The following is a 15,219-nucleotide window of genomic DNA, read 5'->3' as shown; positions in this document are numbered from 1 at the left end:
TAAATCCAAAATGAATTAGTCTCATTGCTAGTCTACTAGTTATCTATAGATCGATTTTGCTAAAGCGAATGATTATTTGTTAAATAAAAGTGATTTCTGAAAGAAGAAAGGGGACCATGTAGTGCTAAAAAGTTTGTTATTCATATTTTCGGCGATATTTTTCTTTCCAACAGTAGAGGCTGCGGCTGATGAGGTTTCCGAAACGTTGATTTTTGATTTGAACACGATTGACTTTAATGACGAACACTATTATTTGTTGAAAACCACACAAGATCTTCAGTTGACCGTCGATAGCAACGGCAGTGAAGGTGCTTTTGGCGTAGAGATCACAGCTGTCGGGAAGGCATTTTCAGCAGAACTAAACAGCGTGAACGGTTCGGAAGAGAAAATCATTCAGATTGAGGATACTGATGAAGCATCAATGATTCTTAACGTAGCTGCAACATTGAACATAAAGGAATATCTTGATTCCAACTCTGAGTACTACCTATCAGTCACTTTTACAGCAATTGATGATTCAGAGACCTTTACGAAAGATATAAAAATGAATCAGACGGATGAGGAAAAAGAAGAGATATCGGATGAGAATTTAATGACTGAAGACCAAGACGATGAAAAGCAAGAAGACAATGGCATCGAAGATGATTCTGAGAGCCAAAAGGAAGAAGCAGAATCTATTTACGACGAGCAAGCAAACTTGGAAGAAGACTCGCTTGATAAGGATTCTACCAAACTAGAAGATTCAATCAGTGATGTTGAGGATGAGGCTGGTACTGAGTTTTTTTTAGGGAAGAAAAGCCAATGTGAGACAGCAACATTTTTTTCAAAAGAAATGATCATTGAAACAAATATGTTTAGATTTATATTAGGAAAAACCGCTTATTTGATATGAGCAGTTTTTCTTGTCTCACTTCTTCTATTTCTTCCTAAAGAGGAAACCATGGAGAGAAGATACGCAACATTTCTTTAAAAAGGAATCTCTCAATAATTGATGACCAATGGAATAAGTAGAAGCAGAACAAAAGAGAGGAACTAGCCCTCTCTTTTTCTTTTTGATTTTAAAATGTAGATGACTGCAGTTGCTAGCGCTGCAATGAGAACAAAGATGATCCAGATAAGGATTTGATTATTTGTCTGAACGTTGGCAGCGTTCGTTGGACGGTTCTCTTTTTTGAAGTTATCCAAGTCCTCTTTCTCATAAGAAAAAGTAGTGGTGATCGCTTTTCTAGTTGTTTCTATTGTTAAACGGTATTCGCCTTCAATAAGCTCACTATCGTCTATTAAAGGAATCTGCATTCTTGATTTGGTTAACGGCGTTAAAAGAACGGAATCTGCTAACTCTCCAGAGGCAATTGTTTCTCCATTTGGGTTTATTAGTTCGTAGAGCGCATTGTTTAAGTTGCCTAAAATAGGATTATAGTTGAGGGCATAAAATTGTAGGTTTATCGTGTCCTGAAGAGCAACAAATGAGAAATCTTGATAAATAATATCTTGAATATCCTCATATTTGCTAAAAATTAAGTTGATAAAAATGATAGACTCGTAGGCAGACGCAATACTAATAGAATCTTCAGCTGTTTGAACACCTAATATTTGCTTAAAATTAATTCCACCCATTACAGTACCTTCAAGCTCTATGTCGTCTGGAACATTTATGGTAATGCTGACACCAACAGATTCATTAGGAGCAATTTCTATTTGATTCTCTTCGTCTATAGCTTCTGAAGCGATAGTAACATAATTTGAAAAGTCGTATTTATCATCGAGAAGGTTCTCTGTATTCGAAGTGTACAAAATAGAGGATTCTCTTGAAATAGCAGTTGAAGCAAAGGGAGTGACCACTATTGATGAATCACCAGCTCCGATGTTTTCCAATTTAATGTCAAATGTATACTTTTTATCAACATCAGAAGGAAGAGTAATAGTATTTCTTGATGTCTCATATTCGGTATCGCTAAGCGATAGTTTTAAAGTATTCGTTGTCTCATTCGCTGTTGCAATACTTATATTTATATTTGCGATTATTGTCAATATGAGGAAGAACACAGAAACTCTTAGAAAGGAGTCTCTGTGTTTTGATATTTTATCCATATGTTATCCTTTTTAAGAATTAAAGGTCTTGGCCATTGTCTAAGTCAGTAGTATCTGATGCAGTAACTGTGATAGTGGGTGTGCCATCTAGCAAAGCAGTTTGACGATTGAATGTGAAAGTTGTATCTACGCTGGTAGCTACTGATTGGGAAATAGCTTCTGCTTCAACGGCAACATCACCATTTTCGGTGATAACGATTCCTTCAGAATCAGAAGAAACTGTAATTGTAACTTTATTAACTGAACGAGTTAAGTTTGTTAATGTTCCGCCAACGTTTTCAATAGTTCCTGTCATTGTTCCGTTGACAAATAATGCTGGACTTATTTCGAACGTTTCGTTTAAATTCATATCATTAAATGCAAAACTAGATGTTCCTTCTGTTATAGTAACAGCAAATGGAACAGAGGGAACCTCTGGCATAGCAACATCTGCTGACGCAGTGATTCCTCCTACTAGTAGTAAAGATGTTGCCAATGTAGTACCCAAAATAACTTTTTTCATAATAAAACCTCACTTTAATTTTTGCAGATGATTTACTGCTTAAATAAAGTATACAATGATGATGTATTAAGTTATTATCCGTTTTTGCGCTATTTTTAATGAAAAAGTAGAAAGTATTTTATTAATCTGATTTTTTATAAAATAATTTAATCAAATTTTCTAGTAGTCAAGTGATGTTGATTATCAAGTCCACATATTTTTCTGTGTAGCAATTGTCCGTGCGGTAATGATTTATATGAAAATAATTTTGTTGCAATGTTACAATTTGGCTAATATTTTAAGTCAAGATCTTCTCAGAGTTGAAAGAATTGTCGTTCCAACTACGATTCGACCTAGCAAAGTAATTATATTGTTATTCGTAGTCTCTGAGAATTTGCTCTGAATCAGTCGCTATCAGGGGAATCAGTTCTGAAGATTCATATCTGTTATTTCTTTCGTGAACATCTGCAATTCAGTAGAATACAATCTTCTATCATTTTTAAGATACTATTTATAGAAGTAGTTTTACGAGTATGAACTATTGCATAGGTGGGGATTGAACGTATTGTTCTATTTATGCATTTCTATTGAATGGGCAATCAAAGTCATAGATTTGAAAATTATCAATTAATGTTTTTATTCAATTTGTAATCTGTACCTATAAATCTTCTACCTTAACGGGACAGAGATATTAAAGGTTGCTTCAAGCTTAAAATTATAAATCCGTACTTGTTTCATTTTAAAAATATCTCAAAAAAATTAGCTGTTTAGAATTACTATCTCATTAATACTAGATTTTAGTAGGATTCATAATATTAGGAGAATATACAATAAGACTCTTTGAAGAAACCTTAGAGTTTTTTTGTCTCTTTTATTTTTATGAAGTTGCTACTCGTTTCTAATTAACAGGTCTTTTAGTCAGTAGAAAGAAAAATGAGGAACAATGATTATTTTATTTGTAGTTTTTTTGAAAAAAAGACGATAAAAATCGGCTGGTTCTTACTATATCCTTAATAGCAGAGGATCAAAGTTCTTTTAAGGAGTGAATCAAAATGCTGCAAACCAGAATAAATTTCAGTCGACAAAAGAATGCTACCATGTTGACTGTGCGCTTTTTCAGCAACAAGACGAATACGATTTTAGAGAGAAATTTAATTGTGGATCAAGAAGATGATCGCCAATCGGTTCTTGACTACTTAGCACAATCACTAGGGGAAATCAACATCTTGCAATACTCTTCGAAAAACGTTTTGTGTATCGCTGAACGTTCAAGGTTAGAAAAAGCAGGCGGCAGTCATCGATTGGAACATTTTTGGGGAGATGTGATCAGCTATATCGTTGAGTGCGTGGATAAATCTGGTGTTCATTATGATTTGCATGTCATTGGCAATGTTGATTCGGATGATGAAGAAATCATGCGGTCAATCAATCAAATGAGTGATGAATTGTCGATCATCAACATTTATGAATACAAAGATTGCTGGCTAAAAAGAGAAGATATTTTATTACAAGCTCTTTGAAATGAACTTGATTCCTCAAAGAAGTTTGTCCAGCTAGAAAATGATTTTACTCTCCAAGTCACTTACCAATCAATGAAAGAATACGAATTTTTTCTAAGTTTATGGAAACAGCTAATTCACAGGTTCTTTTTCATGGTTTCCAACACTTTTATGTTACAAAAAATAAGAATCGTTTCACAAGTTTTTCTCACCCGTACTGTTTTAAAGAAGAGGGGATTTTTCTGAAGTTTTTATTAAAATTGTCCGTTTAATGAAAAAAGAGGCTTGAATTTAAGTTTATTTTACTATAATTGGATACTGGGATACTTTTTAAATAAGGCGGGTAAAAAATTTTGGAGTATATAGAAAAATTGTATAGGTTTTATTTAACCAAAAAACAGGTAGATAAATTAACTGTTGTTAGAAATATCATTTTGGAGAAGCAGCTGTCTCTCGATAAAATTTGTGAAACGACAAACAAATCTTTGTATCAGGTGAAAATATTGATCAATGAAATCGCCGAAGATATGAGAGAGTTTACGACTTTTGACGAGTCAATTTTTTTGCTGAAAAAGAGAACTGTTTATTTGTCACGAGAATTAAATGAAGAACAAAGCCTGCATATTTTTGTGAATCTAAAGAAAAAATATTTCTTAGAATCTCCTTATTATCGTCTATTATCCTATTTGTTAAGAAAAAGAAAGACCCGTATGGTGGACATCTCGGAAGAATTGATTTTTAGTATTTCTTATTGTTATAAATTGATCAGCTATCTTAAGAAAATGCTGGTTATCCAAAATGTTCCGATTACTATCAATAACAATACAGATTCCATTGATTTGACAGGGGCAGAGCCGTGTGTGAGGATGTACCATTATTTAGTTGAGATCATGGCTTGTAATGTATACATCAATCAGCGAACCCGTGCCAGCGTTGAATTAGCAGCTAAAGAATATGAGCCGTTAAAAACCACGAAAGTGAAGCACGACATTATGTTTTCAATCATTGAAAATGCGGTGTTGAGAGGCTATATTGTCAACGAGTTAGACGATGCTTCCATCACTATTTATGAGCAAATCAAGCAACTAGATGGGGAAAAGCAAGTGATCAAGCTGCTGCCGATCAGAAGTCAGCAAGATATTGAGAAAGAACAGATTTTTTATCATTTCTGGGTTTTTCTTTTCATACCTGAAACGATCTCGGATCAAGAAAAACTACTTTTGGGCCAAAAGCTGAGAAATCTTTTAGGAAATCCGCTGGTCGAATTTTCTGCCGATGTTGTAGCTGTCTTGTCGCAAAAGTATAATCTTTCTAAAGAGATCGAAGAATTCATTACCTATGAATTAGTGATGAATACATGGGGCTGTCTTCATCTCTTTTTGGATAGTTTTGTGTCTACTGAAGATTTGTCCTCTACGAACGAACGAGTATTAGAGGTGGAAGAGCTGATTGCAGCTGCCTTGCAGCGCCATTCGTTTGTAATAGAAAAAGAAGCCCTCTTCTTAAGGAAAATCGCTCAGATCACAGCGTCTTATTTACCTATCCAGGAAGAGGAACCGATTCGCATTGGTATTTCTCTTTTGAACCATCCAGAATATATTCCGGTCATTAAAAACAAACTGTTGAAAATTTACAATGAAAATGTGATTCACTTTAGTTCGAATTTAGGAGACTCAGATATATTGGTTTCTGATGGCGTGCTAATCCATAATGAGTCGCAGAAATTCACATTTTTTGGCAATGTTCATAGTACCAAGGATTGGCACAATCTAAATGTGATGATCCAGTCGATGATTTCTAATAAATATACTTGAAAAGAGAGCGTATGGCTCTCTTTTTTTACTTGAACATCAGGTATCGTTGATCGAAGTACTAACCAAAAGAAGGAAGAGAGAAGACAAAAAAAGATATCTATAAAAGAGGGCTGCGACAGTCACCTTTTATAGATATTTTTTAAACCCATGATCAGGCAAAGCTAACGTGATGAGGATAGCGTTTTTTTGATGGAGATTTCCACCACTTCGGGCATTTGGATCACAGAGATCGTTGCAGGATCATAAGAGCCATCAGGTAATTTTTTCAAGAAGTAATTTTTGATTTCTTCAACTTCCGTCGGGCGAATAGTTCTTTTTTTATTGATCAGCAAAATTTCATTGTGGTTCGGCGCTGAGGTAAAGATCACGGTTGTATCTCCGGCTGTGTAAACCTTTACAAGTTCCGCGTCGGTATTTTCAAGTTGATTCAATACTAGTCGAGAATGGCTGTTCGTAACATTGATTAATTTCACCAGACTCACCTCACATTCTATGTATTTATTAATAACATTATAGGGCGTTTTTTTTCAAAAGAAAAGCCAGACAACTCGGAATTACCCAATTTTTTGGCAAAACATGGTTGTCTGGCAAAGGAAACGTTTCGTTACACGTTTTGGCAGCTTGTTACTCGTTTGTTTCCGATGCTTCTTCTTCAGAAGCCGGATTGGCTTCTTCAAGAGGTGCAGGGGACTCAGCGGAGGTCACAATGATTTTATCTGCATCTTCTAATTGTGCTTTTAGTTGATGTACTTGTGGATGCTCAAGATAAAATTCTGCAATGCCGTCTTCGATTTGATCTTGGATGGTTCTACGCAATGGGCGAGCCCCCATCGTTGCACTGTAACCAAGATCCACCAATTTTTCTTGCACGTCTTGTGGAACGTCGATATGCAATTTTTGTTGGTTAAGGGTTTGATTGACTTCATGCAGCATGAGAGACACGATCGATAACAAGTTTTCCTTGCTTAAAGCTTTAAATTCGATGATGCCGTCAAAGCGGTTGAGAAACTCTGGTGTAAAGTAATTATTCAATTGATTCAAAACGGAACGAGTGATACCTTCACGCGCCGCACCGAAGCCAACGTTAGCTTCAACTTTGCCGGTTCCGGCATTACTTGTCATGATGATCAAGGTGTCCTTAAAGCTGACGGTACGTCCTTGAGCATCGGTCAAGCGACCATCATCGAGAATTTGCAAGAACATATGCAATACATCAGGATGGGCTTTTTCTACTTCATCTAATAGAATCAAGCTGTAAGGATTCCGACGAACTTTTTCAGTCAATTGACCTGCTTCTTCATAGCCAACATAGCCTGGAGGAGAACCAATCAATTTGGATACACTGTGTTTCTCCATGTATTCTGACATGTCGAAACGAATCATTGATTCTTCAGAACCAAACATTTCATAAGCTAATTGTTTTGCTAATTCGGTTTTCCCGACACCGGTTGGACCGACGAATAGGAAAGAGCCGATCGGACGGTTTTGTTTGCCTAAACCGACCCGATTTCTGCGGATCGCTTTTGCAACTTTGTCGATTGCTTCGTCTTGACCAATAACTTTAGCTTTCAAGTCATCCGCAAGATTCCTCAACTGGGTTTGTTCTTTTTCTTTTAATTCCCCAACAGGGATATTTGTCCGTTCTTCAACAATTTGTTCCATGTCTTTTTCGGTGATGACAGGCGTTTCTTCTTCGCTGATTTGACGTTCTTTCATTTTTTGAAGCTTGTTGATTTGATCGCGATAGTAAGCAGCTTTTTCAAAATCTTCTTCTCGAGAGGCAGCTTGTTTTTGTTCTTCCGCTTCTTGTAATTTCTTTTCGATCGTTTTTGGATCAACGATTTGGATCGTCAAGTTTTTCTTCGAACCTGTTTCATCTAGCAGATCGATCGCTTTATCAGGCAAGAATCGATCTTGAATGTAACGGTTAGAAAGGGTAGCGGCAGCTGCGATCGCTTCATCCGTATATTTCACATGATGGTAATCTTCATAACGCGGTTGTAGGCCTTTTAAAATACGAATGGTTTCTTCCACAGAAGGTTCATCCACACGTACTGGTTGCAAACGCCGTTCTAAAGCGGCGTCTTTTTCGATGATGCGGTATTCATTTAACGTCGTTGCTCCGACCATTTGTAGTTCTCCACGGGCAAGAGCTGGTTTTAAGATGTTTCCAGCATCCATATTTCCGTCGCCGGCTGCACCAGCGCCAACGATTTCATGGACTTCATCGATAAACAAGATCACATTTTCCGCTTGCTTGATTTCTTCGATCAATTTTTGGATGCGTTCTTCAAATTGGCCACGAATACCTGTGCCTTGAACAAGCGACGCAACGTCCAAACGAATAACTTCTTTTTCCATCAATTTTTGTGGCACATCACCATCAACGATTTTTTGGGCTAACCCTTCAACAACGGCAGTTTTCCCAACCCCAGGTTCACCAATCAATACAGGATTATTCTTGGTTCGGCGATTAAGGATCTCGATCACGCGTTTGATTTCTGAATCACGACCGACCACTGGATCGACTTCACCATCACGAGCCATTTGAGTGATATTGATGCCATATTCTCCCAGCAGACCCGCAGGCGCTTGGTTATTGCGTGGTGGTTGCCCGCCAACAAAACCGTTACCGCCAGTTTGTGTCGGTGGGGTTTGTTCATAAGGGGGATTTCCTTGCTGCATTTGACGAGACATTTGACGGAATAAATCATCAAGATTGCCAAATCCAAAAGGATCTTGCGCCATTGCAGCTGCAGCATTCCCAGATTGTGCTTTTATTTTTTGGTAACAACTTTGACAATAATCGAGTTGTTTTCTTTGACCATTGACATTGGCATATAAATGAATTGAAGCTTCATTTTTGCCGCAATTTTGACAAAGCATAGATTCACGACCTTTCATATTTGTTCCAACAACCCTATTTTACGGCGCATTTGATTGCTTGTAAAAGAAAAGGGGCTGTGGGCAAAGTAACGGTCACCTTCAAGGTAATGTGTTATTGACCTTTACTGACCATAATTCTATTATACTAACTTTTTGTCAGACTGCAAGAATTTTACCTTTAAAAATTTTACCTTCGATTTCACTTATAGAAGCGGTCTTTTAAATAAAAAGTAATTCCTATATAATAGAAAGAAAGAGGTGAGAATAGACGTTGGAGAACAGAGATTTTGCTGCAGAAGTAGTACGTTTACGTAATGGAGAGATCCAAGAATTGATTGTCCAACAGCCGGAATTTCTGGCGTTTAGAGATGTCTGGCTCCAGTTGGAAGACCGGTCTTCTTTTGTCGGAGAAGCGGGGTTAAATGGGAAGATCATCTACCGTTACGTGCAAGAAAATAAATAGGACATTTATTTCAATCGTTTATTTAAGAGAAAACGGTTGTCTATCGAGGAAAAAAATGGTAATCTTAACAGTTGAAAGGGCGATTTTTTTCGGGTATCATTGCATGCATGGAAATTTTGCCTTCACACAAAAAAACGTATCATAAAGGAGATTGATCAATATGGAAAAGAAAGATTTTCACGTAGTTGCTGAGACAGGGATTCACGCACGTCCAGCTACATTATTGGTTCAAACAGCAAGCAAATTCAACTCTGATATCAACTTAGAGTACAAAGGTAAATCAGTAAACCTTAAATCAATCATGGGCGTAATGTCATTAGGTGTTGGCCAAGGTTCTGATGTAACTATCACTGCTGAAGGTGCTGACGAAGCAGATGCAATCGCTGCAATCGTAGAAACAATGAAAAAAGAAGGTTTGTCTGAATAATGGTTGAGATGCTAAAAGGAATTGCTGCTAGTGATGGTGTAGCCGTTGCGAAAGCCTACCTGTTAGTACAACCTGATTTATCTTTTTCAAAAGTATCAGTTGAAGATACTGCAGCAGAGGAAGCACGCTTAGATGATGCGTTAGCGAAGTCAACAGCGGAATTACAACAAATCCGCGACAAAGCAGCGCAAACTTTAGGTGAAGCAGAAGCACAAGTATTTGATGCTCATTTAATGGTTCTTTCAGATCCTGAGATGATCGGTCAAATCAAACAAAACGTGACAGATAACAAAGTCAATGCAGAAGCTGCATTGAAAGAAGTTACTGACATGTATATTGGTATGTTTGAAGCAATGGATGACAATGCTTACATGCAAGAACGGGCAGCTGACATCAAAGATGTTGCTAAACGTATCTTGGCGCATTTGTTGAATGTGACTTTGCCTAATCCTTCAATGATCAACGAAGAAGTAGTCGTTGTTGCGCATGACTTGACACCAAGTGATACCGCACAATTAGACCGCAACTTTGTTAAAGCTTTTGTAACAGATATCGGTGGACGTACTTCTCATTCCGCAATCATGGCACGTTCTCTTGAAATCCCAGCAATCGTTGGAACGATGGAGATCACTGCAAAAGTGAAAGCGGGCGACATCTTAGCTGTTAACGGCATTATCGGTGACGTTATCGTCAACCCGACAGATGACCAAGCGGCTGAATTTGTTGAAGCTGGGAAAGCCTACGCAGATCAAAAAGCAGAGTGGGAAAAATTAAAAGATGCTGAAACAGTTACGGCTGATGGTAAGCACTTTGAATTAGCTGCGAACATTGGTACACCAAAAGATTTAGAAGGTGTCCACAACAATGGTGCAGAAGCAGTCGGTTTATACCGTACTGAATTCTTGTACATGGATTCTCCTGATTTCCCAACAGAAGAAGACCAATATAAAGCGTATAAAGCAGTTCTAGAAGGAATGGCTGGAAAACCAGTGGTTGTCCGCACAATGGATATCGGTGGCGATAAAGAACTTCCTTACTTAAAATTGCCTCATGAAATGAATCCTTTCTTAGGCTATCGTGCATTGCGTATCAGCTTGTCTGAACTTGGGGACGACATGTTCCGTACCCAACTTCGTGCGTTGTTACGTGCTTCTGCTCATGGTAACTTACGTATTATGTTCCCAATGGTGGCAACATTGAAAGAGTTCCGTACAGCGAAGAAAATGTATGAAGAAGAGCGTCAAAAATTGATTGACGAAGGCGTTGAGATTTCTAACGAGATCCAAGTCGGAATCATGATCGAAATTCCAGCAGCAGCTGTCTTAGCAGACAAGTTTGCGAAGGAAGTTGACTTCTTCAGTATTGGTACCAATGACTTGATCCAATACACAATGGCTGCAGACCGCATGAATGAACGCGTGTCTTACTTGTACCAACCATACAACCCATCCATCTTACGCTTGATCAAAAACGTGATCGATTCAGCGCATGCTGAAGGCAAATGGGCTGGTATGTGTGGAGAAATGGCCGGCGATCAAACTGCTGTGCCACTTCTTGTAGGTATGGGCTTAGATGAGTTCTCAATGAGTGCAACATCTGTTCTGAAAACACGTAGCTTAATGAAACGTTTGTCAACCACTGACATGCAAGAATTAGCAAAACGTGCTTTAGAAGATTGCGATACAATGGAAGAAGTTGTAGAGTTAATCGAACAGTATGTAAAATAATCATTTCTAGGCAACAAGCAATTTTTGCTTGTTGCCTTTTTTTGTTTTAAGAAGACATTTTGTTTGATTTGACTTGCAACAACTTACTACTTTTTTCAGAAAACGAACAGTTTTGTCATATCTTGGAATTAAGCTATGATTCCCTGAGTTTTTCCCGTATCATGGTTAAATGGGGAACAAAATCTAGGACCATGGTAGGAGTATCTCTGCGATCGCCTATGGTATACTAATATCAGATATAAGCATTTCCAAGGAGGAATCATCTTTGAAAGTACTTCTTTATTTTGAAGGAGAAAAATTATTAGCTAAATCAGGTATCGGTCGCGCATTGGCCCATCAGCAACGAGCGCTGACATCTGTCGGGATTCCTTTTACTCTCGATAAAAATGATGAGGATTATGACATTCTTCACATCAACACGTATGGAATCAATAGTATGTATATGGTCAATAAAGCCAAAAGACAAGGAAAAAAAGTGATTTACCATGCCCATTCTACAGAAGAGGATTTTCGGAATTCATTTATCGGTTCAAATCAGCTTTCGCCATTATATAAAAAATATTTGATCAATCTTTATTCCAGAGCCGATCAATTGATCACCCCGACCCCTTATTCGAAAGAACTTTTGGAAGGGTATGGTATCCAAGTGCCGATCGAAGCGATCTCAAACGGGATCGATCTTGACAAATATCAGCCGGATCATGAGAAAGAAAAAGCCTTTCGTGAGTATTTTCAGCTTTTACCTGATCAAAAAGTCATTATATCGGTCGGCTTGTTTTTTGAACGAAAAGGCATTCTTGATTTTGTAGAGATAGCTAGACAATTGCCTGAATATACGTTTATCTGGTTTGGTCATACACCAATGATGACGATTCCTAAGCAGATCCGCGACCTTGTCAATGAAGACCATCCAGAAAATGTGCTGTTTCCCGGCTATATCAAAGGAGACATCATCGAAGGGGCATATTCAGCGGCTGATCTGTTCTTCTTTCCTTCCTATGAAGAAACAGAAGGGATCGTGGTCCTTGAGGCGTTAGCCAGCCACCAAAATGTGCTTGTTCGGGATATTCCAGTATATAAAGGGTGGCTAAGCAATGGGCACAATGCATACATGGAGAAAACCAATCAAGGGTTTATCGAGAAAATCAAAGGAATCGTAGATGGCACGTTGCCACAGTTAAGTGAAGCGGGTTATGAAACGGCCAAGCAAAAGAGTATTGATGAAATCGGATATGAGCTAAAAGAAGTTTATACAAAAGTGATGAATACGGAATAAAGAAACTAATGTAAAGTTTGGAGGTACCGTTTTGAAAATCGGATTTTTTACAGACACCTACTTCCCCCAGGTAAGTGGTGTGGCGACATCGATCAAGACATTGAAAGAAGAGCTTGAGAAAAAAGGCCATAAAGTGTATATCTTTACTACGACCGATCCCAATGCTGATCTAGACGAAGAAGATATCATTCGCATGCCAAGTGTCCCGTTTGTGTCCTTCAAAGATCGGCGAATCGTAGTGCGCGGCATGTTGTATGCCTATTTGATCGCCAAAGAGTTAGAGTTGGAATTGATCCATACCCATACCGAGTTTGGCTCTGGGATGTTAGGGAAAATGGTGGGGCGCAAATTGCAAATTCCTGTGATCCATACCTACCATACGATGTATGAAGACTACTTGCACTACATCGCCAATGGGAAGGTCTTACGGCCGTCTCACGTGAAATATCTTTCGCGGCTATTTGCCAACCACTCGACAGGTGTTGTTTGTCCAAGTGAACGAGTCATCGATACGCTGAGGGGGTATGGTGTGGTTTCACCGATGCGGATCATCCCCACAGGGATCGAAGTCGAGAAGTTTCGTCGACCGGACATTACATCTGAAATGAAAAAAGAATTGCGGGAGAAATTAGGTATCACTGAGGATCAACCCATGCTGCTTTCCCTCAGTCGTATTTCTTATGAAAAGAATATCCAAGCGATCATCGATGGGATGCCGGAAATTCTAACCAAGATTCCTGATGCGCAATTAGTGATCGTTGGGAAAGGTCCGCATAAAGAAAAATTAGAAGAAAAAGTGGTGGATATGGCGCTAACTGACCATGTTCAATTTGTCGGCGAAGTGGCGAATGATAAAGTGGCGATCTATTACCACGCTGCCGATTACTTCGTCAGTGCCTCCACTTCAGAAACACAAGGACTGACATACACGGAAGCAATGGCTGCTGGGACCCCATTAGTCGTTGAAGGCAATGATTACTTAAACACCTTGATCGATGATCCATCGTTAGGCGTCACCTATGAGAATGATCGGGATTTCGCAAAAGCATTTATTGATTATTATGAACAAAAGATTCCTGCTGATCCCGAAGTTCTTTCTAGGAAGATGTACGAGATCTCGGCATTACGCTTTGGTGAGTCGATGCTGTCTTTCTACCATGATATGGTTGCCTATTATGAAACCGAACGCATCGAGAAAGAAACCGAGCAGACGTTAGAAAAATTCAAAGTAAAATTAAAGGCATTTCGCCGAACGATCGATTAAACAGAAAATTTTCGCAAGTTCATGTTTTTAGCGTATACTAAAGACATGAACTTTTTTATTTTGGAGGGATCTGCATGAAATTAGGATTTATCGGTACTGGTGTCATGGGTCAAGCGATGGTTGGTCATCTCTTAGCTGCAGGACATACAGTGAATGTTTACAATCGGACGAAAGCAAAAACAGATGAACTCGTTGCGAATGGAGCAATTTGGTGTGACACCCCAACAGAAGTTGCATCAGAAAGTGAAATCATCTTTACAATGGTTGGTTATCCATCCGACGTTGAAGAAGTTTACTATGGGCCTCAAGGGATTTTTCAAACGGCTGTGACGGGCAAAACATTGGTGGATTTTACCACCAGTACACCTGATTTGGCAGAACGAATCTACCAGACAGCGAAGGAAAAAGGAGCAGCGAGTATTGATGCGCCAGTTTCTGGTGGTGATCTTGGTGCGAGAAACGCCACGCTAACGATTATGGTTGGTGGCGATGAAGAAGCTTACCAACAAGTAAAACCACTTTTTGAAGTATTAGGAAAGACGTTTCAACTTCAAGGAGGGGCAGGAAAGGGTCAGCATACGAAAATGGCCAATCAGATCATGATTGCCGGAACCATGACGGGGATGACAGAAATGCTGGTCTATGCGAACCAAGCCGGTCTTGATTTACCACGAGTGATTGACACGCTTTCTGGCGGTGGGGCAGCCAATTGGTCCATGACGAATTACAGTCCTCGTATCCTAAAAGAGGATTATTCACCAGGCTTTTTTGTCAAACATTTCATCAAAGATTTGGGAATCGCTTTGGATGAAGCCAAGAAGATGGGATTGGATTTGCCGAGCACCACTTTAGCTAAAAAATTGTATGATCAGTTGGCTGAAAAAGGCTATGAAAATGACGGAACGCAGGCGCTGATTAAACTTTGGTGGCAAGATGGAAAAAAATCTTAAAATGACAAAAAAAATACGAAAAATCAATGCAAGATAGAGGATGTTTTGATACAATATAACGGACAGAAAAAGGAGGCTTACGAATGAAAAGTTCGCAATTAGTCGCTATCATCAAACGTTTAGAAGCGATGGTCGAAGCGCAAGACAATGAAGTTCAAGTACGTCGTTTTGAAAAAGAAGGCGTCGAAAAATGTACCGTTACTTATGACAATTCGACAGAAACGTTTGAATTAACGGAAGCAGAATCAAGTCAATCTTATCAATTTGATAATGTTGATATTGTAGCCATGGAAATCTATGATTTGATCCAATAAGAATGAGTGGGACGTTCGTCGTCGCTT

General features: G+C 38.6%; 14 protein-coding genes. 10 read left to right on the top strand and 4 right to left on the bottom strand.

Going from position 1 to position 15,219, the window contains the following annotated elements:
• Positions 1 to 121 precede the first annotated feature (121 nt).
• Entirely contained in the window at positions 122 to 892 is a 771-nt protein-coding gene (locus IGJ12_RS09645; RefSeq protein WP_430618961.1) for a hypothetical protein, read from the top strand.
• A gap of 140 nt (positions 893 to 1,032) precedes the next feature.
• Here IGJ12_RS09645 and IGJ12_RS09640 read toward each other — a convergent pair whose 3' ends face one another.
• Both IGJ12_RS09640 and IGJ12_RS09635 read right to left on the bottom strand, forming a co-directional pair.
• Positions 1,033 to 2,091 carry a WxL protein peptidoglycan domain-containing protein gene (locus IGJ12_RS09640; RefSeq protein ID WP_005235552.1) on the bottom strand — a complete coding sequence of 353 codons (1,059 nt, stop codon included), beginning with the start codon at positions 2,089 to 2,091 and terminating at the stop codon, positions 1,033 to 1,035.
• A gap of 19 nt (positions 2,092 to 2,110) precedes the next feature.
• The gene (locus IGJ12_RS09635; protein WP_005235554.1) at positions 2,111 to 2,593 is read right to left on the bottom strand and encodes a hypothetical protein; all 483 of its coding nucleotides are present in this window, start codon (positions 2,591 to 2,593) and stop codon (positions 2,111 to 2,113) included.
• Positions 2,594 to 3,624: 1,031 nt separating this feature from the next.
• Here IGJ12_RS09635 and IGJ12_RS09630 point away from each other — a divergent pair.
• The gene (locus IGJ12_RS09630; protein ID WP_101699139.1) at positions 3,625 to 4,092 is read left to right on the top strand and encodes a hypothetical protein; all 468 of its coding nucleotides are present in this window, start codon (positions 3,625 to 3,627) and stop codon (positions 4,090 to 4,092) included.
• Positions 4,093 to 4,565: 473 nt separating this feature from the next.
• A complete protein-coding gene (locus IGJ12_RS09625) occupies positions 4,566 to 5,885 on the top strand; it encodes a helix-turn-helix domain-containing protein (protein ID WP_223347168.1) in 1,320 nt (439 codons plus the stop codon).
• Between the two features lie 161 nt (positions 5,886 to 6,046).
• Here the strand turns inward: IGJ12_RS09625 and IGJ12_RS09620 are convergent, their stop codons facing one another.
• Both IGJ12_RS09620 and IGJ12_RS09615 read right to left on the bottom strand, forming a co-directional pair.
• On the bottom strand, positions 6,047 to 6,358 hold the full coding sequence (locus IGJ12_RS09620; RefSeq protein WP_008378223.1) for a DUF1827 family protein: 312 nt from the start codon (positions 6,356 to 6,358) through the stop codon (positions 6,047 to 6,049).
• Positions 6,359 to 6,509: 151 nt separating this feature from the next.
• A complete protein-coding gene (locus tag IGJ12_RS09615) occupies positions 6,510 to 8,771 on the bottom strand; it encodes an AAA family ATPase (protein WP_430618960.1) in 2,262 nt (753 codons plus the stop codon).
• A gap of 271 nt (positions 8,772 to 9,042) precedes the next feature.
• Here IGJ12_RS09615 and IGJ12_RS09610 point away from each other — a divergent pair, with 271 nt between their 5' ends.
• From IGJ12_RS09610 to IGJ12_RS09580, 7 genes are all read left to right on the top strand, one after another.
• A complete protein-coding gene (locus IGJ12_RS09610) occupies positions 9,043 to 9,234 on the top strand; it encodes a hypothetical protein (protein ID WP_005235564.1) in 192 nt (63 codons plus the stop codon).
• Between the two features lie 160 nt (positions 9,235 to 9,394).
• A complete protein-coding gene (locus tag IGJ12_RS09605; RefSeq protein ID WP_003126335.1) occupies positions 9,395 to 9,661 on the top strand; it encodes a phosphocarrier protein HPr in 267 nt (88 codons plus the stop codon).
• Complete coding sequence (ptsP, locus tag IGJ12_RS09600; RefSeq protein WP_008378209.1) at positions 9,661 to 11,388, top strand: phosphoenolpyruvate--protein phosphotransferase; 1,728 nt, start codon at positions 9,661 to 9,663, stop codon at positions 11,386 to 11,388. Before IGJ12_RS09605 ends, ptsP begins: the two co-directional genes overlap by 1 nt.
• Before the next feature lie 265 nt (positions 11,389 to 11,653).
• Positions 11,654 to 12,664, top strand: a complete 1,011-nt coding sequence (locus IGJ12_RS09595) for a glycosyltransferase (RefSeq protein WP_430618959.1) — start codon at positions 11,654 to 11,656, stop codon at positions 12,662 to 12,664.
• Positions 12,665 to 12,695: 31 nt separating this feature from the next.
• Complete coding sequence (locus tag IGJ12_RS09590) at positions 12,696 to 13,928, top strand: glycosyltransferase family 4 protein (protein WP_430618958.1); 1,233 nt, start codon at positions 12,696 to 12,698, stop codon at positions 13,926 to 13,928.
• 74 nt (positions 13,929 to 14,002) lie between these two features.
• Positions 14,003 to 14,878 carry an NAD(P)-dependent oxidoreductase gene (locus tag IGJ12_RS09585; protein ID WP_005235572.1) on the top strand — a complete coding sequence of 292 codons (876 nt, stop codon included), beginning with the start codon at positions 14,003 to 14,005 and terminating at the stop codon, positions 14,876 to 14,878.
• A gap of 83 nt (positions 14,879 to 14,961) precedes the next feature.
• The gene (locus IGJ12_RS09580; RefSeq protein WP_005225886.1) at positions 14,962 to 15,192 is read left to right on the top strand and encodes a YkuJ family protein; all 231 of its coding nucleotides are present in this window, start codon (positions 14,962 to 14,964) and stop codon (positions 15,190 to 15,192) included.
• Positions 15,193 to 15,219 lie beyond the last annotated feature (27 nt).

Origin of the sequence: Enterococcus sp. DIV0802b, assembly GCF_050543535.1 — a bacterium.
Classification (GTDB): Bacteria; Bacillota; Bacilli; order Lactobacillales; family Enterococcaceae; genus Enterococcus_D; species Enterococcus_D entomosocium.
This window is presented reverse-complemented; position numbering and strand designations above follow the sequence as displayed.